The organism is Halobacillus sp. BAB-2008, from assembly GCF_000328325.1.
Taxonomy (GTDB): Bacteria; Bacillota; Bacilli; order Bacillales; family Halobacillaceae; genus Halobacillus.
This window is the reverse complement of record NZ_ANPF01000027.1, coordinates 61,085-85,485: the sequence shown is the minus strand read 5'-3', so window position 1 is coordinate 85,485 and position 24,401 is coordinate 61,085. Positions and strand designations below refer to the sequence as shown.

At 45.4% G+C, this 24,401-nt stretch carries 23 protein-coding genes, 2 tRNA genes and 1 pseudogene; 21 read left to right on the top strand and 5 right to left on the bottom strand.

Annotation, left to right across the window (positions count from 1 at the left end; genetic code table 11):
• Window positions 1-154 precede the first annotated feature (154 nt).
• The 7 genes and pseudogenes from D479_RS07130 (at window position 155) to uvrC (ending at window position 7,492) form a co-directional block, all read left to right on the top strand.
• Window positions 155-1,855, top strand: coding sequence for a long-chain-fatty-acid--CoA ligase (locus tag D479_RS07130; RefSeq protein WP_008635242.1), 1,701 nt, complete (start codon window positions 155-157; stop codon window positions 1,853-1,855).
• A gap of 97 nt (window positions 1,856-1,952) precedes the next feature.
• Window positions 1,953-2,546 (top strand): TetR/AcrR family transcriptional regulator, encoded by a 594-nt coding sequence (locus D479_RS07125; protein WP_026577123.1) that lies wholly within the window; start codon window positions 1,953-1,955, stop codon window positions 2,544-2,546.
• 14 nt (window positions 2,547-2,560) lie between these two features.
• Entirely contained in the window at window positions 2,561-3,334 is a 774-nt protein-coding gene (locus tag D479_RS07120; RefSeq protein WP_008635238.1) for an enoyl-CoA hydratase, read from the top strand.
• A gap of 18 nt (window positions 3,335-3,352) precedes the next feature.
• A complete protein-coding gene (locus D479_RS07115; RefSeq protein WP_008635234.1) occupies window positions 3,353-4,126 on the top strand; it encodes an electron transfer flavoprotein subunit beta/FixA family protein in 774 nt (257 codons plus the stop codon).
• Between the two features lie 25 nt (window positions 4,127-4,151).
• The gene (locus D479_RS07110; protein ID WP_008635233.1) at window positions 4,152-5,132 is read left to right on the top strand and encodes an electron transfer flavoprotein subunit alpha/FixB family protein; all 981 of its coding nucleotides are present in this window, start codon (window positions 4,152-4,154) and stop codon (window positions 5,130-5,132) included.
• A gap of 131 nt (window positions 5,133-5,263) precedes the next feature.
• Window positions 5,264-5,587 (top strand): annotated as a pseudogene (gene trxA, locus D479_RS07105) (thioredoxin); the annotation flags it as partial.
• A 117-nt stretch (window positions 5,588-5,704) separates the two neighbouring features.
• Entirely contained in the window at window positions 5,705-7,492 is a 1,788-nt protein-coding gene (uvrC, locus tag D479_RS07100) for an excinuclease ABC subunit UvrC (protein ID WP_008635229.1), read from the top strand.
• 38 nt (window positions 7,493-7,530) lie between these two features.
• On the opposite strand, the gene D479_RS07095 is transcribed toward uvrC, so the two are convergent.
• Entirely contained in the window at window positions 7,531-7,974 is a 444-nt protein-coding gene (locus tag D479_RS07095) for a YslB family protein (RefSeq protein WP_008635227.1), read from the bottom strand.
• Between the two features lie 323 nt (window positions 7,975-8,297).
• Between D479_RS07095 and D479_RS07090 the strand changes: the two genes are divergently transcribed.
• The 14 genes from D479_RS07090 to D479_RS07025 all read left to right on the top strand — a co-directional run bounded on the left by D479_RS07090 (window position 8,298) and on the right by D479_RS07025 (window position 19,890).
• Complete coding sequence (locus D479_RS07090; protein WP_008635225.1) at window positions 8,298-8,918, top strand: succinate dehydrogenase cytochrome b558 subunit; 621 nt, start codon at window positions 8,298-8,300, stop codon at window positions 8,916-8,918.
• Window positions 8,919-8,978: 60 nt separating this feature from the next.
• Window positions 8,979-10,730, top strand: a complete 1,752-nt coding sequence (gene sdhA, locus D479_RS07085) for a succinate dehydrogenase flavoprotein subunit (protein ID WP_008635223.1) — start codon at window positions 8,979-8,981, stop codon at window positions 10,728-10,730.
• Between the two features lie 18 nt (window positions 10,731-10,748).
• The gene (sdhB, locus tag D479_RS07080; protein ID WP_008635214.1) at window positions 10,749-11,513 is read left to right on the top strand and encodes a succinate dehydrogenase iron-sulfur subunit; all 765 of its coding nucleotides are present in this window, start codon (window positions 10,749-10,751) and stop codon (window positions 11,511-11,513) included.
• Window positions 11,514-11,642: 129 nt separating this feature from the next.
• Window positions 11,643-13,967: a sensor histidine kinase gene (locus tag D479_RS07075; protein ID WP_008635213.1), complete on the top strand. Its 2,325-nt coding sequence runs from the start codon at window positions 11,643-11,645 to the stop codon at window positions 13,965-13,967.
• Window positions 13,964-14,617: a response regulator transcription factor gene (locus tag D479_RS07070; protein WP_008635212.1), complete on the top strand. Its 654-nt coding sequence runs from the start codon at window positions 13,964-13,966 to the stop codon at window positions 14,615-14,617. The genes D479_RS07075 and D479_RS07070 overlap by 4 nt, the downstream gene beginning before the upstream one ends.
• Before the next feature lie 94 nt (window positions 14,618-14,711).
• On the top strand, window positions 14,712-14,936 hold the full coding sequence (locus D479_RS07065) for a response regulator transcription factor (RefSeq protein WP_008635211.1): 225 nt from the start codon (window positions 14,712-14,714) through the stop codon (window positions 14,934-14,936).
• 176 nt (window positions 14,937-15,112) lie between these two features.
• Window positions 15,113-15,574: a MarR family transcriptional regulator gene (locus tag D479_RS07060; protein WP_008635210.1), complete on the top strand. Its 462-nt coding sequence runs from the start codon at window positions 15,113-15,115 to the stop codon at window positions 15,572-15,574.
• A gap of 19 nt (window positions 15,575-15,593) precedes the next feature.
• Window positions 15,594-16,415, top strand: coding sequence for a glutamate racemase (gene racE, locus D479_RS07055; RefSeq protein ID WP_008635209.1), 822 nt, complete (start codon window positions 15,594-15,596; stop codon window positions 16,413-16,415).
• A gap of 98 nt (window positions 16,416-16,513) precedes the next feature.
• Complete coding sequence (locus D479_RS07050; protein WP_008635208.1) at window positions 16,514-17,605, top strand: GerMN domain-containing protein; 1,092 nt, start codon at window positions 16,514-16,516, stop codon at window positions 17,603-17,605.
• Window positions 17,606-17,742: 137 nt separating this feature from the next.
• Complete coding sequence (gene rph, locus D479_RS07045) at window positions 17,743-18,501, top strand: ribonuclease PH (RefSeq protein WP_008635207.1); 759 nt, start codon at window positions 17,743-17,745, stop codon at window positions 18,499-18,501.
• Entirely contained in the window at window positions 18,501-19,094 is a 594-nt protein-coding gene (locus tag D479_RS07040) for an XTP/dITP diphosphatase (RefSeq protein ID WP_008635206.1), read from the top strand. The genes rph and D479_RS07040 overlap by 1 nt, the downstream gene beginning before the upstream one ends.
• A gap of 15 nt (window positions 19,095-19,109) precedes the next feature.
• Window positions 19,110-19,634 (top strand): metallophosphoesterase, encoded by a 525-nt coding sequence (locus D479_RS07035; protein WP_008635203.1) that lies wholly within the window; start codon window positions 19,110-19,112, stop codon window positions 19,632-19,634.
• Window positions 19,635-19,724: 90 nt separating this feature from the next.
• Window positions 19,725-19,798 (top strand) — tRNA-Gly (locus D479_RS07030).
• Between the two features lie 18 nt (window positions 19,799-19,816).
• Window positions 19,817-19,890, top strand: a tRNA-Arg gene (locus D479_RS07025).
• Window positions 19,891-20,056: 166 nt separating this feature from the next.
• Here the strand turns inward: D479_RS07025 and D479_RS07020 are convergent.
• From D479_RS07020 to D479_RS19880, 4 genes are all read right to left on the bottom strand, one after another.
• Entirely contained in the window at window positions 20,057-21,226 is a 1,170-nt protein-coding gene (locus tag D479_RS07020) for a site-specific integrase (protein ID WP_008635200.1), read from the bottom strand.
• Between the two features lie 34 nt (window positions 21,227-21,260).
• Window positions 21,261-21,605: an ImmA/IrrE family metallo-endopeptidase gene (locus D479_RS07015; RefSeq protein WP_008635198.1), complete on the bottom strand. Its 345-nt coding sequence runs from the start codon at window positions 21,603-21,605 to the stop codon at window positions 21,261-21,263.
• Between the two features lie 234 nt (window positions 21,606-21,839).
• On the bottom strand, window positions 21,840-22,091 hold the full coding sequence (locus tag D479_RS07010; protein WP_008635196.1) for a DUF3006 domain-containing protein: 252 nt from the start codon (window positions 22,089-22,091) through the stop codon (window positions 21,840-21,842).
• A complete protein-coding gene (locus D479_RS19880; protein WP_008635194.1) occupies window positions 22,075-24,204 on the bottom strand; it encodes a cell wall-binding repeat-containing protein in 2,130 nt (709 codons plus the stop codon). The genes D479_RS07010 and D479_RS19880 overlap by 17 nt, the downstream gene beginning before the upstream one ends.
• Between the last annotated feature and the right edge of the window lie 197 nt (window positions 24,205-24,401).

Below are 24,401 nucleotides of genomic sequence, written 5' to 3'. Positions count from 1 at the left end.
CTTATGAAAGCTCTTCTTAACAGAAGAGCTTTTTTTACAGTTTTGTGCGAAAAATGTCGTTTGAAATATTTTCAAAATTAGAAATTATATTTCAAATGTCCCGGTTGAATAGTTATAATGGAGTAGAAGACCTAAATAAGGGAGGCATTTACGTATGACAACCTTTCAGCGTCCTTGGCATCAATATTATCCGCCGGAGGTCCCTGTCCAAATCGATTACGATAAGCGTCCGATCCACGATTATTTGAAAGAAAGCGCCGAACGTCACGGAGGAAAGAAAGCGCTTTATTTTATGGGGAAGGAAATGACGTATCAGGAAGTCTACGAACAGGCTGTCACCGTGGCCGGTTATCTCCAATATCTTGGTTTGGAGAAGGGGGATAGGGTTTCGATCATGCTCCCCAACTGTCCACAGTCGGTCATCTCTTACTATGCGGTACTGATGGCAGGAGGAATTGTAGTACAGACAAACCCGCTTTATATGGAAAGAGAGCTGGAATATCAATTGAAGGATTCCGGGGCGAAAATGATCATCTGCCTCGATATTCTGTACCCTAAAGCCGCAAATGTAAAAGCGGAGACTTCGCTGGAACATATCCTTGTGACCGGTATAAAGGATTATCTCCCCTTCCCGAAAAATAAAATCTATCCGTTCATCCAAAAGCGGCAGTATCAAGTATTGGTTAAGCCGGAGCAGTCGATGGATACTCATTTGTGGCCCGGCGTGCTGAAGAAGAACCATTCCTTCAAAGCGGTGGACGTGGATGCCGTGGAAGATTTGGCGCTGCTGCAGTACACAGGAGGAACGACAGGGTTTCCGAAAGGTGTCATGCTCACCCATTACAATTTGGTAGTTAATACTCAAATGGCACAGAAATGGCTGTATAAATGTGAAGAAGGGAAAGAGTCTGTTCTTGCAATACTTCCTTTTTTTCATGTGTACGGGATGACCTCTGTCATGAACCTTTCAGTCATGATGGCTAATGAAATCATTCTGATGCCGAAGTTTGAAGCAGAAGACGTGCTGAAAGTGATTGAAAAAAGAAAGCCTACTTTATTCCCCGGAGCGCCTACTATCTATATCGCTCTTCTCAATCATCCGAATCTGCAGAAATATGATCTTTCTTCTATTGAAGCGTGTATCAGCGGGTCTGCGCCGCTTCCAGTGGAAGTACAGGAACGTTTCGAGGCGGTTACCGGAGGTAAGCTTGTCGAAGGGTATGGTTTGACGGAAACGTCACCGACGACACACTCCAACTTGATTTGGGGCAAACGGGTGAGTGGAAGTGTAGGAATCCCTTGGCCGGATACAGATGCCAAAATTATTCAAATGGAGTCTGATGTGGAAGCTCCTTTTGGTGAAATAGGAGAAATCGCCGTCAAAGGACCGCAGGTGATGAAAGGGTACTGGAATAAGCCGGAGGAAACAGCTCAGGTGTTGAGCGAGGACGGTTGGTTCCGGACAGGTGACATGGGGTACATGAACGAGGACGGATATTTCTACATTGTTGATCGGAAAAAGGATATGATCATTGCCGGAGGTTATAACATCTATCCAAGAGAAGTCGAAGAGGTACTTTATGAGCATTCGGAGATTCAGGAGGCAGTCGTTGTCGGTGTGCCGGACCCTTACAGAGGAGAGACCGTCAAAGCTTTTATCGTGAAAAAACAAGGAAGCGACATCACGGAAGAAGAATTAAATGAATACTGCAGAAAAAATATTGCCGCTTATAAAGTACCGAGGCTCTATGAATTCCGGGAGGAACTTCCCAAGACGGCTGTAGGTAAAATACTGAGGCGGTCGTTAGTGGAAGAGGAGCGGCAGAAATATGAGGATGCAGAGAGCATCCAGTAAATTTCTCGAAGAAAGTTGACAGAATATTCTCCTGTATGTAGAATAATAGATGAATGATGATTCATTCATTTTCAGTGAAGATGGGCAGGAGATATTCATGAAGAAAGACAAACCAAAGTTCAAACAAATTATAGATGCAGCAGTCGAAGTCATTGCTGAAAATGGCTACCATTCCTCACAGGTATCAAAGATAGCCAAAAAAGCAGGAGTGGCAGATGGAACCATCTATCTTTATTTCAAAAACAAAGAGGATATTCTCGTTTCTTTGTTCCAGGAAAAGATGGGGCAATTCATCGAAAGGATCGAGCAGGAAACAACCTCGAAGCAGTCAGCGGAAGAGAAGCTCTTAACGTTGATCGAAACACATTATGAGCAGCTGGCAGCGGACCACCATCTTGCGGTCGTCACACAATTGGAGTTGAGACAATCCAACAAAGACCTGCGGTTGAAGATCAACCAGGTATTGAAAAGATATTTGGATGTCATCGATCAGATCGTGGAAGAAGGTGTAGAGGAAAAGCTGTTCCGGAGCGATTTGGACCGCCGTCTCGTTCGTCAGATGATTTTCGGAACGATGGATGAGACGGTGACAAATTGGGTAATGAACGAGCAGCGCTATAACATAGCAGACCAGGCGGAAGAAGTCCATAGCTTGATCATTCGTGGGTTGACCCGTAATCATTCATCATAAAGGAGCGAATCGCTTTGTCCACACTGGCATGTAAAGTCAAAGGTAATGTTGCGGAGGTCACTATAGAAAGTCCCCCTGCGAACGCCTTATCATCCGCAATTTTAAAGGATTTAGAACAACAGTTGAACGAAATAGAAGCAGACAAATCCGTAAAAGCAATCCTCTTGAAAGGGGAAGGGAAGTTCTTCTCAGCGGGCGCGGATATTAAAGAATTCACCTCTTTACAGGGGGCGTCCGACTATGAGGCGCTTGCCGGCAGAGGACAGCAGCTCTTCGACCGGATTGAGAAGTTCCACATTCCAGTCATCGCCGTCATTCACGGGGCTGCCTTGGGAGGCGGGCTTGAACTTGCCATGGCTTGTCACATCCGGGTCGTTTCTTCGGATGCCAAGCTTGGTCTTCCTGAAATGAATCTCGGGATTCTGCCCGGTTTCGCAGGGACGCAGCGTCTTCCGCGTTATGTAGGAGTGGCAAAGGCTTATGAAATGATACTTACAGGGACCCCGATTTCGGGGGAGGATGCTGTCCGGCTTGGTCTCGCCAACCACAGCTATCCTGTAGAAGAGCTGCACGCACAGGCTGAAAAGCTTGCTGCGAAGATAGCTGCTAAGAGCGGCCCCGGCATCCATCAGGTCATGAAGTTGATTCCTTATGCCCACACCTCCCGTTTGGAAGAAGGCGTAAGGGCAGAAGCAGAGGCATTCGGTGCCGTGTTCGGCAATGAGGACGCCAAAGAGGGAATTCAAGCGTTTATCGAAAAACGGAACCCTGCGTTCCGAGATCAATAGTACTGGAGGGTATGAAGGATGAATATTTACGTGTTGTTGAAGAGGACGTTTGATACGGAAGAGAAAATAGCAGTTAAAAACGGAGCCATCCAGGAGGACGGTGCGGAATTTATCATCAACCCCTATGATGAGTATGCCGTTGAGGAAGCGATCACCCTCCGCGACGCTCACGGGGGAGAAGTGACGGTCGTGACGATCGGGGAAGAAGAGTCCGAGAAACAGCTTCGTACAGCACTTGCAATGGGAGCGGATAAAGCTGTATTGATCAATACGGAGGATGATCTGGAAGACGGGGATGCTTTTACGACCGTGAAGATATTAGAAGCCTTCTTTGAAGATAAAAACGTGGATATCATCTTAGGTGGAAATGTTGCGATCGATGAAGCCAGTGGGCAAGTCGGTCCCCGCTTAGCGGAAAGACTGGATATCCCTTGTGTAACGACGATTACAAATATAGAAATCGATGGCACGACGGTCCAAATCGAACGCGATGTTGAGGGAGATGTGGAAAAAGTCGAAACGTCTCTGCCACTTCTTGTCACCTGTCAGCAAGGGCTTAACGAACCTCGTTATCCCTCTCTCCCGGGTATTATGAAGGCCAAGAAAAAACCACTCGAGGAACTGGAGTTGGATGACTTGGATCTGGAAGAAGACGATGTAGAGGCGAAAACAAAGACGGTGGAAATATACCTTCCTCCTGAGAAAGAAGCAGGTAAAGTTCTTGAAGGTGAAGTGGATGAACAGGTGAAAGAACTTGTTTCCTTACTGAAAACAGAAGCGAAAGTACTGTAAATAGAGAAGGGAGAGGAGAATGGTTATGAGTAAGAAGGTACTGGTAATCGGAGAAGCAAGAGAAGGAAGCCTGCGTAATGTCACGTTCGAAGCGATCGCGGCTGCTCATTTGATCAGCGACGGTGGAGAAGTCGTCGGAGTTTTGTGCGGTGATGGTAACCTCGAAGCGATGGGACAGGAAATGGTTTATCATGGTGCAGCGAGGGTCATCACTATTTCAAACCCAGAATTGAAAACGTATACATCTGACGGGCACGGTCAGGCAGTCCATCAAGTCATTCAGGATGAATCGCCGGACGGGATCGTCCTTGGTCATACGGCAGTAGGAAAAGACCTTGCGCCGAAACTGGCAAGCAAACTGGGTTCCGGTCTTGTATCTGATGCGACGGAGGTCGTCGTGGAAGGTGGAGAAACGATTTTCACCCGTCCCATCTATTCCGGGAAAGCTTTTGAAAAGAAAAAAATCACGGAGGGTCTCATTTTTGCAACGATCCGTCCTAACAACATACCAGCTCTGACCCGTGACGATTCTCTGACCGGGGACGTCTCCACGAAAGATGTAGAGATCTCTAACATTCGTACAATCATTAAAGATGTTATTCGCAAATCTTCAGACGGTGTCGATCTATCAGAGGCGAAAGTGATTGTGGCCGGAGGCAGAGGCGTGAAGAGTGCGGAAGGATTTGAACCATTAGAGAAGCTTGCAGAAGTCCTTGGCGGGACAGTGGGAGCTTCCCGTGGAGCGTGTGATGCAGGATACTGTGATTACTCCCTCCAAATCGGTCAGACCGGAAAAGTCGTTACGCCTGATTTGTACATTGCCTGCGGAATTTCAGGAGCGATCCAGCACCTTGCCGGTATGTCGAACTCTAAAATCATTGTCGCCATCAACAAAGATCCGGAAGCGAATATTTTCAACGTCGCGGATTACGGGATTGTCGGAGATCTTTTTGATGTCGTACCAAAATTGATTGAAGAAGTGAAACAAATAAAAGTGAATGCATAAGCTGAACTTAGAAGCCGAAGCCAAATATTTGGCTTCGGCTTTCATACATGTTTAAATAAGGTATAAACAAATTGTTAGTCACTAAAAATAGATAGTGATATACTCTAAACAGACTTAAAAGGTCGAGGAGGAATTATTGTATGGCAATTGTAAAAGCAACTGACCAAAACTTCACCGAAGAAACAAGTCAAGGACTTGTTCTTGCAGACTTCTGGGCACCATGGTGCGGTCCATGTAAAATGATCGCTCCTGTCCTTGAAGAATTGGACGCTGAAATGAGCGACAAAGTGAAAATCGTCAAACTTGACGTGGATGAAAACCAAGAAACAGCCGGCAAATTCGGTGTTATGAGTATTCCGACACTGCTTCTGTTCAAAGACGGTCAAGTCGTTGATCAAGTAATCGGATTCCAACCTAAGGAAGCTCTAGCTGAATTGGTTTCGAAACACGCATAAGGGGATACCATTCCTTTCAAGCCGCGCTGCTCAGCAGCGCGGCTTTTAACATGCATAATTTCCTGCCATTGTGGTATTTTCAATATATAACTTCTTGAAGGGATGGGGTGAACGTGTATGAATTCAATTATTAAAGAGAAACTGGCCGTTCTGCCCGACCAACCCGGCTGCTATTTGATGAAAGATAAGAACGATACCGTTATTTATGTGGGGAAATCCAAAGTTTTAAAAAACCGCGTACGCTCTTATTTTACCGGCGCTCATGACGGGAAGACCCAGAGGCTGGTGCGGGAAATTGTAAACTTTGAGTATATTGTAACGACTTCTGAAATTGAAGCCCTAATTCTCGAGATGAACTTAATTAAGAAGTACGACCCCAAGTACAATGTCCTGTTGAAGGATGATAAAACCTATCCATACTTGAAAGTAACAGGAGAACGTCATCCTCGCCTCATTGTCACGAGAAACGTGAAGAAGGATAAAGGGAAGTATTTCGGACCGTACCCGAACGTTATTGCCGCTCGTGAAACGAAGAAGCTTCTTGATCGACTGTATCCTCTTAGGAAGTGCAATACGATGCCGGACCGTGTTTGTTTGTATTACCACATGCATCAGTGTCTCGGCCCCTGTGAATTTCCTGTTTCCAAGGAAACAAATGAAGACATCGTACAGAGCATCACCTCTTTCCTGAGCGGAGGACATAAAGAGATCAAGAAAGACCTGAAGAACAAGATGCTTCAGGCTTCGGAAGCGCTGGACTTTGAGCGTGCGAAGGAGTTAAGGGATCAAATCGAACATATTGAATCGGTCATGGAACAGCAGAAAATGACGATGAACGATCAAGTAGACAGAGACATTTTTGGTTATGCTGTGGATAAAGGATGGATGTGTGTTCAGGTATTCTTCGTGCGTCAAGGGAAGCTTATTGAAAGAGACGTCGCTCTTTTTCCATTTTTTGACGACCCGGAAGAGACGTTCCTCAGCTATATCGGACGATTTTATCTCCATCAAAATCATCCGTATCCGAAGCAGGTGTTGGTCCCTGTGGCTACGGATGTGAATGTTCTGGAAGGAGCGTTGGATACGAAAGTCCATATTCCGATGCGGGGGCGTAAGAAGGAACTGGTGGAACTCGCCAGGAAGAACGCCCAGATTTCTTTAGAGGAGAAGTTCGCCTTGATTGAGCGTGATGAAGAGCGGACAATTAAAGCCGTGGAGTCGTTGGGCAGCCATCTGCATATCGAAACGCCGCACCGGATAGAAGCTTTCGATAACTCGAACATCCAAGGAGCGGATCCGGTGTCTGCGATGGTCGTATTTATTGATGGAAAGCCGAATAAGAAGGAATACAGAAAGTATAAGGTAAGAGACGTAAAAGGGCCGGATGATTATGAGACCATGCGGGAGGTCATTCGAAGAAGATATACGCGGGTTCTTAAAGAGAATCTCCCTCTTCCGGATCTTATTGTAGTGGACGGCGGGAAAGGGCAGATGACAGCGGCTCTTGACGTCCTGGAGAATGAGCTGGGTCTTGACGTCCCGCTCTGCGGGTTGGCGAAGGACGATAAACACAAGACGAGTGAACTTCTTTATGGAGAACCGCCTGTCCCGATAGATCTTGACCGGAAATCGCAGGAGTTTTACCTTGTCCAAAGAATTCAGGATGAAGTGCACCGTTTTGCTATTTCTTTTCACCGACAGCTGCGCGGAAAAGGAGCGATCCAGTCGGAATTGGACAGCATCCCCGGCGTAGGGGAAAAACGCAGACGGCTTCTGCTCCGTCATTTTAAATCTATACAGGCCATTAAAGAAGCGGACCCGACTGAAATTACGAAGCTCGGTGTACCCGAACCGGTCGCGCAGACGATTCTTGACCATTTAAATGAAGAAGAACCAGCTGAATGACAGCTGGTTCTTCTTTTTATGGTCGGAGTTAAGCACCTTCAGCCTTTCAGCGCCTTTATTTCCACCAAATTTTGTTTTTTATCCAATTCTTCAAAACACTCGTATGTATCGCCTGCGATCGCTTGGATCATTTCTGATAAGAAGCCGCACTCCAAACGAAACTCGACGGGGAACAGCTTTTGATGAAGGCGCTTCTCAATGATGTGGCCCTTCAAATGAAACAGCATTTCTTTCTTCTTATCGTGAATGAGAACAAGTTCTCCCCATCCCATGTACTGGAAAAACTCATAAAGTTCATCAAAGGTTTCCATTTCTGTTTGTCTTGCCATGTTTTTACCCATGTAGTAGAGAAGGTAAGGGGCGTCTTTCCCTAAGAAATCCGGTAAGGTGTAGTACCGCATCAGGTCGAATCCGGCCCCTGTGCCTACAAGCGATGAAATGTTGCTCGTTGTTAACTTCGTAGATTCTTTCAAAACGCTCATTCCTTTCTACCCTCATTATCACTCGAAACGAAAAAGTCCGCAATATCCTTTCTGTATTTTTACGGGGGCGATGGCAAAAAAGTGAACAAAAAGAAGGGATATGAAGGGAATAGGAAATAAATGTGTTTTTTTGAGCAATATATGGATTAGCTTTCTTGACGCTAATAAAGGATAGAAGTACAATGAACTTGTCACAAATTGCACATTGGTCAGACAACTTGGGAATTTGGGGCTTTTCCTATTATTTTTTTAAGCGTTATTAAAGCGCTTAACTGTCTGAATAATGTTCATTTTCAATCAGTTATCATCTGAGGGGGGTAAATATGGCGGGAACACGCGGATACGTCAATCGAAGACTGCATTCACTGCTAGGAGTAGTACCGATCGGGATCTTTTTGATCCAACACTTGACTGTGAACTATTTTGCAACACGTGGTCCAGAAGCATTCAACGCGGCGGCTCACTTTATGGAGAGTCTGCCATATCGTTATGTACTGGAGATTTTCATTATCTTTTTACCACTACTTTTCCACTCTATTTATGGGGTGTATATTGCATTCACAGCTACGAGTAACATCTCCAATTTCAGTTATTTCAGAAACTGGATGTTCATCTTTCAGCGGATTACAGGAATTATTACGCTCATTTTCATTGCGTGGCACGTATGGGAAACAAGAATTGCCATCGGCTTTGGCTGGGCGGATCTGAACTATCAACTGATGGAGAGTATCCTTACTGAACCGTTCTTCTTCTGGTTCTACATAGTAGGGGTGGTTTCAACTACTTTCCACTTCTCTAACGGTCTATGGTCCTTCTTTGTCAGCTGGGGAATCACTGTTTCTCCACGCTCTCAAAAGATCATGACTTATGTAAGCATCATCGTCTTCCTGGCGATTTCTTACGTAGGTGTACGTACACTGATTCAATTCGCATACGGAATATAATAGATTTATAGAAACATAACTTTGATCGATTTATAGTATTCAAGGGAGTGAGCTTCAATCATGACTAATAAAAATATTGTTGTTATCGGTGGAGGACTTGCCGGCCTAATGGCAACAATTAAAGCAGCTGAACAAGGGGTTCACGTGGATTTGCTCTCGATCGTTCCTGTTAAACGTTCTCACTCTGTCTGTGCCCAGGGCGGTATCAACGGGGCGGTTAACACAAAAGGAGAAGGGGACTCTCCTTGGGAACACTTTGACGATACGGTTTACGGAGGGGACTTCCTTGCCAACCAACCACCTGTTAAGGCTATGTGTGAAGCGGCGCCTGGGATCATCCACCTGCTCGATCGTATGGGGGTCATGTTCAACCGTACACCGGAAGGACTGCTTGATTTCCGCCGCTTCGGGGGAACACAGCACCACCGTACAGCGTTCGCCGGTGCAACAACGGGGCAGCAGCTGTTATATGCGTTGGATGAACAAGTCCGTAGACACGAAGTAAACGGCCTTGTAACAAAATATGAGAATTGGGAATTTCTTTCCGCCATTATCGATGATTCGGGTGTCGGCAGAGGTGTCATCGGTCAAAACCTCAGCTCCCATGAAATAAAGGCGTTTCCTTCTGATGCTGTCATCATGGCTACCGGAGGTCCTGGAATCATTTTCGGTAAATCGACGAACTCTGTCATTAATACTGGTTCAGCTGCAGCAGCTCTTTACCAGCAGGGTGTCGATTATGCAAACGGTGAGTTCATTCAGATTCACCCGACAGCGATCCCCGGCGATGATAAACTCCGACTGATGAGTGAGTCTGCCCGCGGGGAAGGCGGCCGTGTTTGGACGTATAAGGATGGCGAACCTTGGTATTTCCTTGAAGAGAAATACCCGGCCTATGGAAACTTGGTGCCGCGTGATATTGCAACCCGTGAAATTTTCGATGTATGTGTCAACCAGAAGCTTGGTATTAACGGTGAAAACATGGTGTACCTGGACCTATCCCATAAAGATCCAAAAGAATTGGATGTCAAATTGGGAGGGATCATCGAAATTTATGAGAAGTTCGTAGGCGAAGATCCTCGTAAAGTACCGATGAAGATCTTCCCTGCCGTTCACTATTCCATGGGTGGTATGTGGGTCGACTATGACCAAATGACAAACATTCCTGGTATTTTTGCTGCTGGAGAATGTGATTACACGCAGCACGGTGGAAACCGACTTGGGGCAAACTCTCTGCTTTCTTCTATTTATGGCGGCATGGTCGCAGGACCGAACGCAGTGAAATATTTGGACGGGCTGGAGAAGCTTGCTGATGATATGTCTTCCACGCTCTTTGACGCGAAAGTGAAGGAAGAACAGGAGAAATTCGATGAAATTCTGAAGATGGACGGCGATGAGAACGCCTACCAGCTTCATAAAGAACTAGGGGAATGGATGACGGATAACGTGACTGTGGTTCGTCAAAATGACAAGCTTCTGAAAACAGATGAGAAGATTGTCGAATTGATGGAACGATACAAGCGGATCAACATCAATGATACTTCCAGGTGGAGTAACCAGGGAGCTATGTTTACCCGTCAGCTGTGGAATATGCTGCAGTTGGCCCGTGTTATTACCCAGGGAGCTTATAACCGTAACGAAAGCCGCGGCGCCCATTACAAGCCTGATTACCCGGAACGTAATGATGAAGAATGGTTGAAGACGACCGTCGCCAGCTACGATAAGGAAAACAATAAACCGGTCTTCCGTTATGACAAAGTAGATACATCCCTGATTGAACCTCGTAAACGAGACTATTCGAAGAGTAAATAATAAAGGAGGTCATGGATGATGAGTGAAAATAAAACGATTACGTTGATTATTACCCGCCAGGATCATCCGGATGAGCCGTCATACGAAGAGAAGTTTGAGGTGCCATACCGTCAGAATATGAACGTCATCTCTGCTCTCATGGAAATTCGTCGTAACCCCGTAAATGCGGATGGCGAAAAGACGACGCCTGTCTATTGGGATATGGGCTGCCTGGAAGAAGTCTGCGGCGCCTGCTCCATGGTCATCAACGGCACGCCGCGTCAATCGTGTACGGCGCTTGTCGATCAGCTGGAACAGCCGATCCGCCTGCAGCCGATGTCCACGTTCCCGATCAATAGAGACCTTGCTGTCGATCGATCCCGTATGTTCGACTCACTGAAAAAAGTGAAAGCCTGGATCCCTATTGATGGAACGTACGACCTTGGTCCGGGACCGAGGATGCCGGAAAGCAAACGCCAATGGGCTTACGAACTATCCAAATGTATGACATGTGGTGTCTGCTTGGAGGCTTGTCCGAACGTTAACAGCAAATCAGATTTCATTGGTCCTGCTCCTCTATCGCAGGTGCGTCTATTTAACTCCCACCCAACTGGAGAGTTGAATAAGAGCGAGCGACTGCAGACGATCATGGATGAAGAAGGCTTAATGGGCTGCGGTAATGCGCAGAACTGTGTGCAGGCTTGTCCGAAAGGGATCCCTTTGACGACATCCATCGCAGCACTTAACCGCGATACAGCAATCGAATCCTTTAAGAGCTTCTTTGGAAGTGACAAACGCATATAAGCGGAAAAACCCCCTTCGGTCTTCTCAGGCTGGAGGGGGTTTTTGACTCTAAGAGGGTTCGTGGGGTTGATGGTCGATAGATCGATAGTATAATAGGAATGATTGACTTTAGTTAAAGGGTGAGTCTTCTTGCAGAAATTCAAATGGCAGCAGTGGATAATCTTAGCGTTCTTCCTTATATCTGCCTGTTACTTAATCTTATTATCCATCACGCAGCCGTTTCTCGGGATCGATGTTGAATTTAAAGACGGGACCTGGGTGACGACAGATGTGCAGAGCGGCAGCTGGGGGGACAAGCATCAGGTTCCTGAAGGGGCAGAGCTGCTTTCTGTTGACGGTAAGGATCCGGGAGAGCACCGGTCGGTCAACATGTTCCATGAAGTGGAGATGGCCTCTTCTTTCACCGTTCAATATCAAGGCGAGGAGATTCAATACGACCATATTGATCACTCGAGTCCGTGGCACTGGGCTTTATATATTATTCTTCCCGCTGTTTTCTTTGTATTTATATTAGGAATCTCTTATTTAGTTCATAAACGGGTGCCGGAACGCTTTTCAGCCAAGCAGTTGATTTTGTTCTTTTTGGCCATCGCCACTGGATACATCAGCAACAGCGGGGCAGTCCGGGATGACTTGTACAGTCTTTTTCTCAACACGAGCCTGTTTCTGGCGGCTCCCGTTATGTTGATGCAATTTATTTATAACTACTTTAAAGAATTAAAAATAACCTGGTTTTCCAAGAAGGTAGTTTACTGCTTATACGTGCTTGTCTTAGCAGTATCTCTTGCGGAAAGTTTCTTTTTAATGCGTCGTGATTACCCGGGATGGTTTGATCCTGTCCCGCCGTATCTTCTGCTTGGTCTATATATTGTTCTGTTCTTGATCGTTTTCAGGGGGCTCTATATTCACAGAGACTTCCCGGAAGCACCAATATTCAAGTACATGGCCATCGGTATCACCATCGCTTTCGGTCCATATATAGCTCTTTATCTCCTTCCAGCGCTGGTATTCGGCGTCAAAGTTATTTCGTTGGAATTGGCGGCGATGTTTCTGCTTGCACTTCCTGTAACGTTTCTATACTTAGTGACGAGGGAGCGGCTGATTGATATCAATTTCGTCATAAGCAGGGTGCGGTACTATTCCCTGTTATCGGCCCTTCCCAGTCTTCTGTTGACAACAGCAACAAACTTCTTTGTACAGGCGGAAATGTCCATTGTAACGAACGTTCAAATTTATCTTTCTTATCACATCGTGCTTATCATTTTCTTATCCATCAAAGAAGTTCTGGATTTCCGGCTGCAGCCCTATATGTTCTCAGCACGATACAGTTACCAGGAAAGTATGCACCGGATGGCGCAGGATATGAAGGAACAGTCCAACGCGGTCGATCTGATGAGGGTGATGCGCGAAGAGGTAAAGAATGTCCTGAACGTCCGGGAAATGTACTTCTATTCCAAACATAATAGAAGAAAAGTCTATTGTGTGTATGACCCCATTCCGCAGGATATCATTGATCATTTTGATAACCATTACCAAGACTATTCTTACGATATCGGTTCCATTATCGAGACGGATAAGGGCTTCGGGTTCGTCGTAGGTTACACCATGGATAAGGTCACGATGATGTGGTGTAAAGGGAAGAAGGACTACACATCCTTGAACAGAGATGAGAAGACGTACCTTCAGACGATTTCCTATAATGCGAACATCGCTATTCAGAACATGAGCCTGATTGAGGATCTTGTAAAGGAGTTACGCAAACTGAGAAGCGATCAGACACAGAAGTATCCAACGTGGCTTTCCCGACTTCTTTTCACGATCGCAGAAAATCAGAGGAAGCAGCTTTCCATTGACCTGCACGATACGGTTCTTCAGGAGCAGCTGTACTTATATCGGCGCATGGACGATTTGATCAGTCAGCGAAAAGACCTTCCAAAGAGTCTTCATTCAGAACTGCTGATGTATAAGGAGTCACTCCTTGACAGCATTCATTTAATTAGAGAAACATGCAACGAGCTCCGTCCTGCTTTCATAGAAGAGCTTGGACTTGTACAATCCTTGAAAAATCTGATTCAGCAATATCAGCTCCGCTCTAATTTCACGGTGTATTTTGCGCATGAGCGTTTCGACGCTGAATTGGATCAGGAGCGGATTCTGGCAATCTTCCGAATTGTACAGGAACTGTTGACAAATGCGATGAAACATTCCGATGCGAAGATCGTAAAACTGTCGCTGTCCAGTAACGAGGATCATGTAATGCTTTTATATTCTGATAACGGTAGAGGGATGGACTACTCGGTTCAACGGGATTTATTTTCCCATATCGGCCTATCGGGAATTGAACAGCGGGTAAATGGTTTAAACGGAAACTTATCGATAGAAACATCGCCTGGGGAAGGATTTAAAACAATTGTTACTTTTCCTTGTACGGCGAGCAAGGAGGTCCATGTATGAAGCAAGTATTAATTGTAGATGACCACCCGGCTGTTGGAGCCGGGACGAAAGCAATGCTGGAACAAGAAGGAGATCTTGTCGTGGATGTCACCCACGATAATGAAATGGTTCTTTCCATTATGGAAGAAAACGATTATGATATCGCTTTGCTGGATTTATACATGCCCGGCATAAATGGTATTGAACTCGCGAAAAAAATACGCAATAACTATCCGGACATCAAGCTTCTCATCTATACAGGGTTCGACTTGAGCACACACTTCAATATGCTGGTCGAAGCAGACATTAACGGTTTTGTAAGCAAAACCGCGACAAGTGAGCAGCTGTTGACCGCTATTCGATGCGCCGCAAGAGATGAAGTCGTTATTCCCCTTCATCTCTTTAAACAGCTGCGCCGCTCAGAAGCAAGCGTCAGTGGAAATGCGGAGGAGAAAGAGAAGAATAACGGCCTCTCCTTAAATGAGAAAGAACAGTCGATTCTTAAGGAAGTGGCATCCGGTTTAACGAACCGTGAGATTGCCCAGCTGCTGCATATGTCACAGCGGAGTGTGGAATACACGCTTACCGGGATTTTCAATAAACTGAATGTAAGATCCCGTACAGAAGCCCTCTTCAAAGCACAGGAACTCGGGCTTGTGACTAAATCTTGAAAGCGAAGCACAGGGCAACCTTATGCCTCATACGATAACATTGACTAAATAATTCCCCTCGTTCAGCTCAGAGACAACAAGGAGGGGTACGCTTGTGAAGGAGGACGGCTATCGGCCAACACAAATTCTTACCAAGCGGGAGCGAGAAGTTTTCGAGCTTCTGGTGCAGGATAAAACGACTAGGGAGATCGCAAAAGAGCTCTTCATTTCAGAGAAGACTGTGCGGAATCACATTTCAAATGCCATGCAGAAATTGGGGGTCAAAGGTCGCTCGCAGGCAGTCGTAGAGCTGTTGCGGATGGGTGAACTGGAATTATAATCTCCATAATAGAAAGTTGTGGCGGGATTATTTGAGGTGTACGGAGTCCTTTCAGGTATAGTCACTATACTGATACCTGAAAGGGTTTTTTGTTTAAAAGGAACATTTATGTTGAATTTTTCTCCAATACGAGTGAAAATGGAGTTTATTAAGTATTTTCGTTAGGAGTGCTGATTGTGTCTAACAGACAACAGACGTCTATAGTGGCAGATATAGAGAAAGAGTTAAGATACATATCCGGAATCATCAAGCAAAGAGGACGGGAAATCCTGAATCATTACCCGATCACAGCCCCGCAGTTTGTTGCACTGCAGTGGCTGTTGGAGAAGGGGGATATGACGATCGGTGAGCTCTCCAACTATATTCATCTGGCGTGTAGTACGACGACGGATTTAGTGGACAGGATGGAGAAGAACGGGCTTGTCGAGCGGGTGCGGGACACGAAGGACCGCAGGGTAGTCCGCATTCACGTGCAGTCCAAAGGTGAGGAAATCATTCATGAAGTAATTGCCAAACGTCAAAACTATCTGGAAGATGTACTGAAAGACGTACCGGTAGAAGATGTAGAGACGCTGAATCGGCTGCTGCATGTTCTGCATGCCGAAATGAAAGAGACAGAGCACGAGGGACAACAATGAGAAAAAGAGGGATGAAACAATGAAACGACCGATAGGGGTGATCGATTCCGGCGTAGGCGGGTTGACGGTGGCGCGGGAATTGATGAGACAGCTGCCCAGAGAAACGTTTGTCTATCTAGGGGATACGAAGCGCTGCCCGTACGGACCGCGTTCAGAAGAAGAGGTGCGTGCGTTCACATGGCAGATGGTCAACTATCTTTTGAGCAAAAACATTAAAATGCTTGTGATCGCCTGTAACACGGCGACTGCGTATACGCTCAAGGAGCTGCAAGAAGAATTGTCTATACCTGTGCTTGGTGTCATTGAGCCGGGCGCCCGGGCAGCTATCAAAGTCAGTCAGAATAAACGGATCGGCGTCATCGGGACAGAAGGAACCATTCAAAGCCGTGCATACCCGAACGCTCTTAAGGCGATTGATCGCTCGATCCGCGTGAATGACCTCGCCTGCCCTCCGTTTGTACCCATGGTGGAAGATGGTATCTTGTCCGGACCTGAAGCGGAAGGGATCGTTTCCAACACCCTCAAGCCGTTGAAGGAGATGAATCATATAGATACGCTCATTCTCGGCTGCACCCATTATCCTTTGATCAAGGATCTGGTTCAACGGGAGATGGGCAACCATATCCAGGTAATCAGTTCTGGGGAGGAAACCGCCCGGGAGGCAAGCCTGATCCTGTCTTATCAAAAAGCGCTGGAGACGGAGGACCATCAGCCGGTCCACGAATTCTACTCTACCGGTGACATCGAGAAATTCCGTGTAGTGGCGAACAGTTGGTTTGATGAGCCGGTACAGGTGCTGAAAACTGTAGAATTGGAACATGTTCAAAACTCTGCCTATTGAGGGCGGGGTTTTTTTATATTCGGATGAAAATTTATCTGGTCTAAACCCTCCAGGTGCTCGTATATATGGTAGTACAAACTATCTCGGGAGGGAAAGCTATGAAGAAATACAGATACAAACCATTATGGATCGCGCTTCTATTATTAATGTGTACAGGGCTGCTCTCCGGCTGCCTTTTTGAAGGGGAACAATCAATGGAGAAGATGGATGCTCCGGAAGAGGCGGTTACGACAACGCCGTCTGCTGAGAGTGAAGAACCGGCAGCAGAAGGCGAAGAAGAAGGAGCCGAAGAAGGGGAAAGTACAGAGGAGGAATCAGCTTCTACGGTAGAAAGGGAATTGTACTTGATGGATGCCAATGGCATGGTCGCCCCACAGACGTTAGAGCTTCCTGCCTCGAAGGAAGTGGCGACTCAGGCTTTGGAATATATGGTTAAAGACGGACCGGTTACAAACCTGCTTCCGAATGGATTCCAAGCTGTCCTGCCTGCAGGGACGGAGATACTTGGAGTAAATGCTCAGGAGGATGGTACCTTGGTCGTTGACGTATCCGAGGACTTTAAGAATTATGAAGCACAGGATGAAGAGAAGATCCTTCAAGCCATGACGTACACGTTGACTCAGTTCGAAGGTGTCGATCGGATCAAGCTGTGGGTTAACGGCCATGAGCTTACAGAAATGCCTGTCAACGGGACTCCAATTTCGGAAGGAGTCTCCCGTTCCGACGGGATCAATAATCATATCGGTGTCAACACAGATATCATGAATTCCGAAGCAGTCACCGTTTACTTCCCGGCACAAAACGGAGATCAGGTCTACCACGTTCCGGTCACGACGCGCATCGAGAAGAACGATGATGATTATGCCGCAATGGTACAAGCGCTTCTGAACGGTCCTGAGCTGGGAACTTCCCTCATGAACCCGTTTAATGACGGTGCGGAGATGGTCAGTTCGAAATTAAGTAACGGGGTGCTCGCCGTGTCCTTTAATGAAAAACTGCTGAGCGGCGAGGATAACCCATCTTTATCCGACGAAGCTTTGGCAAGTCTCGTCATGAGTCTGACAGAGCTTAAGGATGTAGAATCGGTTGAGGTTCACGTGGATGGAGCAGAGCAGGTGATGACCGAATCCGGGCAGCCACTTGCCGAGCCGGTCTCCCGTTCTGATATCAGCGGGGCAGAGGAATTGTAGAAAGCCGACAAGATAAGAAGCGTTCCGAAAGTTCGAACTTTTGGTGCGCTTTTTATATTTAGCTAGAACTATCGGGCGGCGGTAATATGTGTTAAGATGGGCAAGGATAATGGTGAAGAAAAAGGAGGTCGATATCGATGAGAAGTGATCATCGAGAAGTGAATGAATTGAGAACCGTAACAATTGAGACAGACTATGTGAAGCATCCGGAGGGTTCGGTGCTGATCAGTTTTGGAGATACGAAAGTCATTTGTAATGCCAGCGTTGAGGATCGTGTACCTCCTTTTTTACGTGGTCAAGGAAAGGGCTGGATTACAGCGGAATATGCCATGCTGCCAAGAGCTACCGAGCAGCGTAACATCCGCGAATCTTCTAAAGGTAAAGTCTCCGGCCGTACGATGGAGATTCAGCGTTTGATCGGTCGTTCCCTGCGTGCCGTTGTCGACTTGGAAAAGATTGGGGAGCGGACCATTTGGGTGGACTGTGATGTCATCCAGGCGGACGGCGGGACTAGGACAGCTTCCATCACAGGAGCCTTTGTAGCGGTTGTCCTTGCTTTAGGCAAACTTGTGAAGAAGGGGACGCTGAAAGAGCTTCCGATTACGGACTTTCTGACCGCGATTTCTGTAGGTGTCCTGCCTGACGGGAAGGAAATCCTTGATTTGTGCTATGAAGAGGATAGTAAAGCCCAAGTCGATATGAACGTCATCATGACAGGCAAAGGCGAATTTGTGGAGCTTCAAGGTACGGGAGAAGAAGCTACTTTCTCCATGCAGCAGCTGCAGAAGATGCTTTCTCTTGCCGAAAAAGGCGTTTCTGACTTAATCGTCCTTCAGGAAGAAGCGATTGGAGAATGGGCGGAAACTATCAGTAACAAATCCGGAGCGGCAAAATAATGAAAGAATTGTTGATAGCGACAAAGAACGAAGGGAAAGCCCAGGAGTTCAGGCAGATGTTTTCGAAATACGGCATTTCAGTAAAGTCTCTGCTTGACTTTGATTATGCTCCTGATATTGAAGAGACCGGTACGACATTCGAAGAGAACGCAATAATCAAGGCAGAAGCTATGATGAAAGAGTGGAATATTCCCGTCGTCTCCGATGACTCCGGTCTTGAGGTCGATGCACTCGACGGAGAGCCTGGGGTTTACTCAGCGAGATATGCTGGATTAGAGAAAGATGATAAAAAAAACATGGAGAAGCTGCTCCGGGAGCTCGGCGATACGCCATCTCATCAGCGTACAGCCCGTTTCGTCTGTGCCGTAGCAGTCGCCCGTCCGGGACAAGATACGTTTACGAAGCGCGGTACTTGTGAAGGTAGAATAGCGGAATCGCCACAAGGGACCAATGGATTCGGATACGATCCGGTTTTCATTCCGGAAAACGCCGATCGAACGATGGCACAGCATACCGCGGATGAAAAAAACGCAATCAGCCACAGACACCATGCTATCAAACAGTTGGAAGCATGGCTTGAGAAAGAGGCATAAAAGGGAGAGATCAGCGTGCCTAAAGTGTTAATCATGAGCGACAGCCACGGACTGGAACAGGAAGTTCAGGTCATCAAAGCAAGGCATAAAGACGCAGATGCGATGATCCATTGCGGCGACTCAGAGCTCGCTTATGGATCAGAAACGTTGAACGGCTTCTATTATGCTAAAGGAAACTGTGATTTTGAACCGGAAATGGAAAATGAACAAGTGTTAACAGTCGGAGACGTTACTTTTTATGTGACGCACGGCCATCTGCATCAGGTAAAAACGACGTTGATGCCTCTTAAGTACAAGGCGCAGGAAAACGAAGCACAGGTCGCCTGTTTCGGGCACTCCCATATAGCGGGAGCGGAAGTCGTCGATGGTGTCCTCCTGATCAACCCGGGAAGCGCAAGGCTTCCAAGAGATCGGGAAGAGCCGACATATGCTCTCCTTGAATGGGATGACCCGGCCGAAGCTACCCTTCAGTTCTATCATGTGAACGGGGAGAAAATGGACGGATTGGTTCTTTCAACAGACCTTACAGCAAAGAATTAATTTCTTTGCTGTAACCTGTTGACTTTCAGCCAAATTCCTTATATAATAATTCTTGTCCGCTTCTGATGGAGGCGAAAAAATACATAACCTGCGGGTGTAGTTTAGTGGTAAAACCTCAGCCTTCCAAGCTGATGATGAGGGTTCGATTCCCTTCACCCGCTCCATACATATTTTAATCTTGTGTCCCAGTAGCTCAGCTGGATAGAGCAACAGCCTTCTAAGCTGTGGGTCGGGAGTTCGAATCTCTCCTGGGACGCTAACGAAAAAACGCTGGAACCTTTGCTAGACGAGGGATTCAGCGTTTTTCTTTATGTGTGCTGATTGGGGTTGTTTTCATTAAAAAGCCCCATTTGGGGCAGAAATGGGGCAGGATTTTTAGAGGATCATAATTGAATTAGGATCTCTAATTAATGCACCTAAAATTATTTCGTAAAATCATTTTTGAAAAATACATTAAAATGCTCAGCAGCCATTTGATCGACTTCCTCAATGTGGTGGCCGTAAATGTCCATCGTAGTTCCAATCTTTCTGTGACGCACACGCTGGCTAATGGACTTAGTAGGAACATTCTGCTGAATTAAATAAGTGACAGAGTAGTGCCTTAAATCATGAAACCTTAAGCCGTCGATATTGTGACGTTTTCTAAATCTACCCCACCATTGACTGACACTATCCGGCCTCATAGGTTTACCTAATTCGTCAGCAAAAAGGAAAACTCGATTTGGATCGTACTGTATATCTCTGGTTCGAATGAACTCTTTTTTTCTCCGGTTCTTTATTTGGTTAACCATATCCAGCAGTTCTTGGGGAATGGAAGCAGTACCCTCCATACCATTCTTAATACCCTTTATAAGTAACTCTCCGCCAGGTTGCTGAGAGAGTGACTGCTCAAAGCGAATAGCACTCTTTTCACTAAGTATGTGTTTTTCTTCTAATGCAACAAGTTCACCTTCACGACAGCCAGTTACAAATGCAATCCAAAACATAACCTGTTTTTCGAAAGGTTCCTGGCCTATACAACTAATGAGGTGATCAATTTTCTCTCTGGAATAAGAGAGGGGCTTGTTTTGCTTAACGGTTGGTGGCTTAATATTTCGAGCGGGATTATCCTTTATTAGCTCAAATTCATCTGCAGCGGTGAGAAGGCTCTTAAATGCCTTGTAGCAGTTTCTAATGGTGGAAGAGGATAAAGGCTCTTCCTTACCATCTAATCTCTTGGTCGTGTCCTTTAAATCATCCAGAAAGTTAACGACATGCATAGCTTTTATATCCGACAACTTTAGATGACCATAATCAGGGAGTATTCTCTTCTCGATAATGCTCATGTATTCTCTGAGAGTTCTTGGGGAAAGTCTGTTTTCCGCGTACTTCTTAATCCACTCCTGATAAAAGTCTTCCAACCTTGTGTAATTAGGTTTGGAGTAATCTCCACTCAATACTTCTGATTCAAATTTAGCTAATTCTTGACGTGCCAACGTTTTGGTCCTTACTTTTACGTTTTTCCTTTCACGGATAGGTTTTCCTTTGGCGTCATAGCCGGTTATTACAGAAAGTCTAAATGAATTCTTACCTCGCTTCTCAATGTTTCCCATAGAATCACCTCTTCCTTCCAGTTTACTTACTGACCTAAAAATGGTTGGTACAACATGCACGCCTTTTAATCTGCTCCAAACGTTCTTCACACAACTCATAAGACACTTTAAAGTCATACGCCCACCGGTCAAGTAGATCAGGGTCCTCCAGATCGTAATTCTTGACCATGTGATAGGGAAGAGCAGCGTAGAGGGTGAAGTGTCTCGCGTCACGCTCTTGAAGCTCTCTGAAAGCCTCTGGCATCATTGTTTGCTTACCAACATGCCGAATGGCATGACAGAGCTCATGAAAAAACTGTTCTCTTTGTGTTGTGGGATCTAGCTTTGTATCGAGCACAATTTCACGATACCGGCCAAACCGGACATATTTACTATCCATGTCTTTGTAATGAATAAAAATCTCATACCTCATAGCTAGTTTTTGATATCGATTTCATTTGGTTGGGTAATTCGGTATTTTATGTACCAGTTGGATACCCAGTCTTCTAAGTCTGTTGTCGTAAAGTTTGGGAAATTCATACTAGTCACCATCCTTGGTGACATTATACGAACAAACGTTCTTATTTTGCAAATAAAAAAGTACCTGATATATTCTCAGGTACCAAGGTGATGCTTATTTATTGCGAAGTTTTTTTATAAGATCTTCTGCAGTTTTCCTGGCTGATTTAGTTTCATCTTCTAGTATTACTGCGGATGTAACTGCGTTTTGACTATTGAAAGAGACATGAAGAATGTCACCCTCTTTAACAGTAGGTGGTAATTCTTGTTTCTTCACATTCACGACAATGCTTTCGTCGGGACGAAAGAGGAGAACAGCATAATCGCCTTCAAATTGGTCAACCGTATATTTACCGTCTGAGCTCATCAATTAATCCCCCTTGAGGGTCATAGAGTCTTGCTGTATCCCCGTTATTATCCCAGAGGTATGCTTTAGACCACTGTAAAACACTTGGACGACTTTCATATGAATTCCTTCCTGATGTTACTGTAACTGTAGCGCCTTTCTTAAGCGTGTAGTTACTTGGGAAGTAGTAGGTTTGGTTGCCATCTACACTGACTAACTTCCAGCCATCCATAGAAATGTCGCGGCTATCAATGTTCTTAATCTTAACCGTTTCAGCATCTAGATCTAAGTTAGTAATATCAAGCTTTCCTGTGGTTGGTTCCGGATCTGGAATTGGATCAGGGTCTGGTTCAGGAGCTGGCTCCTCTGACCCGCAAGCTGATGGAGAGGAGCTTGCTGACATATTGTTACCGTTTGTTGAAACAACTACATCTTCACCATTCAGTTCCCAAATAGTTGAATAATCTAATCCAAGTCCTCTAAGTCTGTTAATTACTTCACTGTCAGGGTGTCCATAAGGATTATCAATACCTGCAGAGATAACTGCAAATTCAGGGGCCACTTCACTCAAGAACTTAGGTGTAGAGCTTGAACTTGATCCGTGATGACCTACTTTATAAATTTCCGATGAAACGTTGAAGCGTTCTACCATATTTGATTCAGCTTCTGCTTCCGCATCACCAGTCAAAAGATAATCCATATCGCCATAGGTTACTTTGAGTGCAACAGAAGCATTGTTGTTATCAGAATAACCTTCTCCGTTATTAAGAACTTGAATATCAATAAGTGGATCTACATTCAAATAGGAACCAACCTTAGGAACCTTAAAAGGAATGTCCTTCTTATCAACAAGGTTAAGGTAATCTAGATAAGTTTGAGACGTGTGTGCTTTACCACTGTCTACAACTTGTTTAACAGGAAACTCGTTCAGTACATCAATTAGACCGCCAATGTGATCAGCGTCTGGGTGTGTAGCTACTACAAGATCCAAAGTCTTAACTCCATTATCTTTTAAGTAACAAACCACATCATCACCGGCGCCGCGTTTACCTGCATCGATGAGAATGTTCTTGCCATTAGGAGTTTGTATCAAAGTACTGTCTCCCTGTCCGACATAAATAAAGTGAACCTTCATATCACCAACGGTCAACAAGTTTGAAGCTACTTTGTTAGAAATTGCGTTGGTGCCACCTAGAATAAGAGCTTTACCATCGATAGTAGAAAGGTATTCGCGTGTTTCTAAAATTGTAGAAGTAGGGTGAGAAAGAACAATTTGCATGTCTAGTTTGTTAGCTAAACCAGAAGCTGCAACGGCGTCCGGATAATCTTCTGTTGTCTTACTTGTAGAAGTACCCCTTACAAGCAAGAAGTCTTTATTTGAGGTGCTCAGTTCTTTAGCAGCGTTGATGTTAGTAATGTAACGGTTCTTTCCGGAGATACGTTTAACTTTAATTCCTTTTTGCTTTAGAGAAGATTCGATACTTGGACTTACAACACCAGTACCACCGTAGATTGTAACTTCTTTGATATTGCTCGGTAAGCTTGCCGGTATTTTATCATCTGTTGAAAGATAAATAGGGACCTCATTTATAGCGGAGTAGCTGGATGCTGAAAGAGCATCTGCGACGGTAAGGCCGTTTACTAATATAGCTTCTGTTTTACTGGCTGTTCCTGCTTCTTTATTAATGGCAGCAGCCGTTTCAAAACGGTTTTTCCCACTTACTCGTTCTACGGAATATCCTTTGCTTTTTAGATCAGAAATGACATTATTACTGATTGCGTTTGTCCCACCAAGGACATAGATTTTCTTAGCACCAAGTCTCTTCAGCTCATTATGTACGGTACTCGGAAGAGTTTTCGTGCTGGAGAGTAGGATGGGTGCATCTTTTACGCCTGCAAGACTTGCGGAAGCCAGCGCATCAGCAGGGTTGTCGGCTCTTGCTAAGACTACAGCTTTTTCGCTAGTTTCTAAGCCTGTAGGCCATCCTTTCTTCGAGATAGCGATTGCTGTTTGATATCGAGTGTCTCCTTTGACTCGTTCAGAACCACTAGCTGCACTGGCAGTGTTCGGGGCTTGGTACACTAGTGACAGTGAGAGTAGGAAAATAGTTATTAACCTAACGAACTTTTTCATGAATACCCTCCTTGTAAATTTATGTAATACATTGATTATAGTATCATATAAAGGACTGTATCAAAACGTATAATTATGAGATTTGTACCAATTTAATCTCCGATCTTCTAGTGCTGTTGTTGTGTATAGTGGTAAATTCATACTATAACCTTCCTAAAAAGCATTATACGAACTAATGTTCTTGTTTCAGTAAAAAA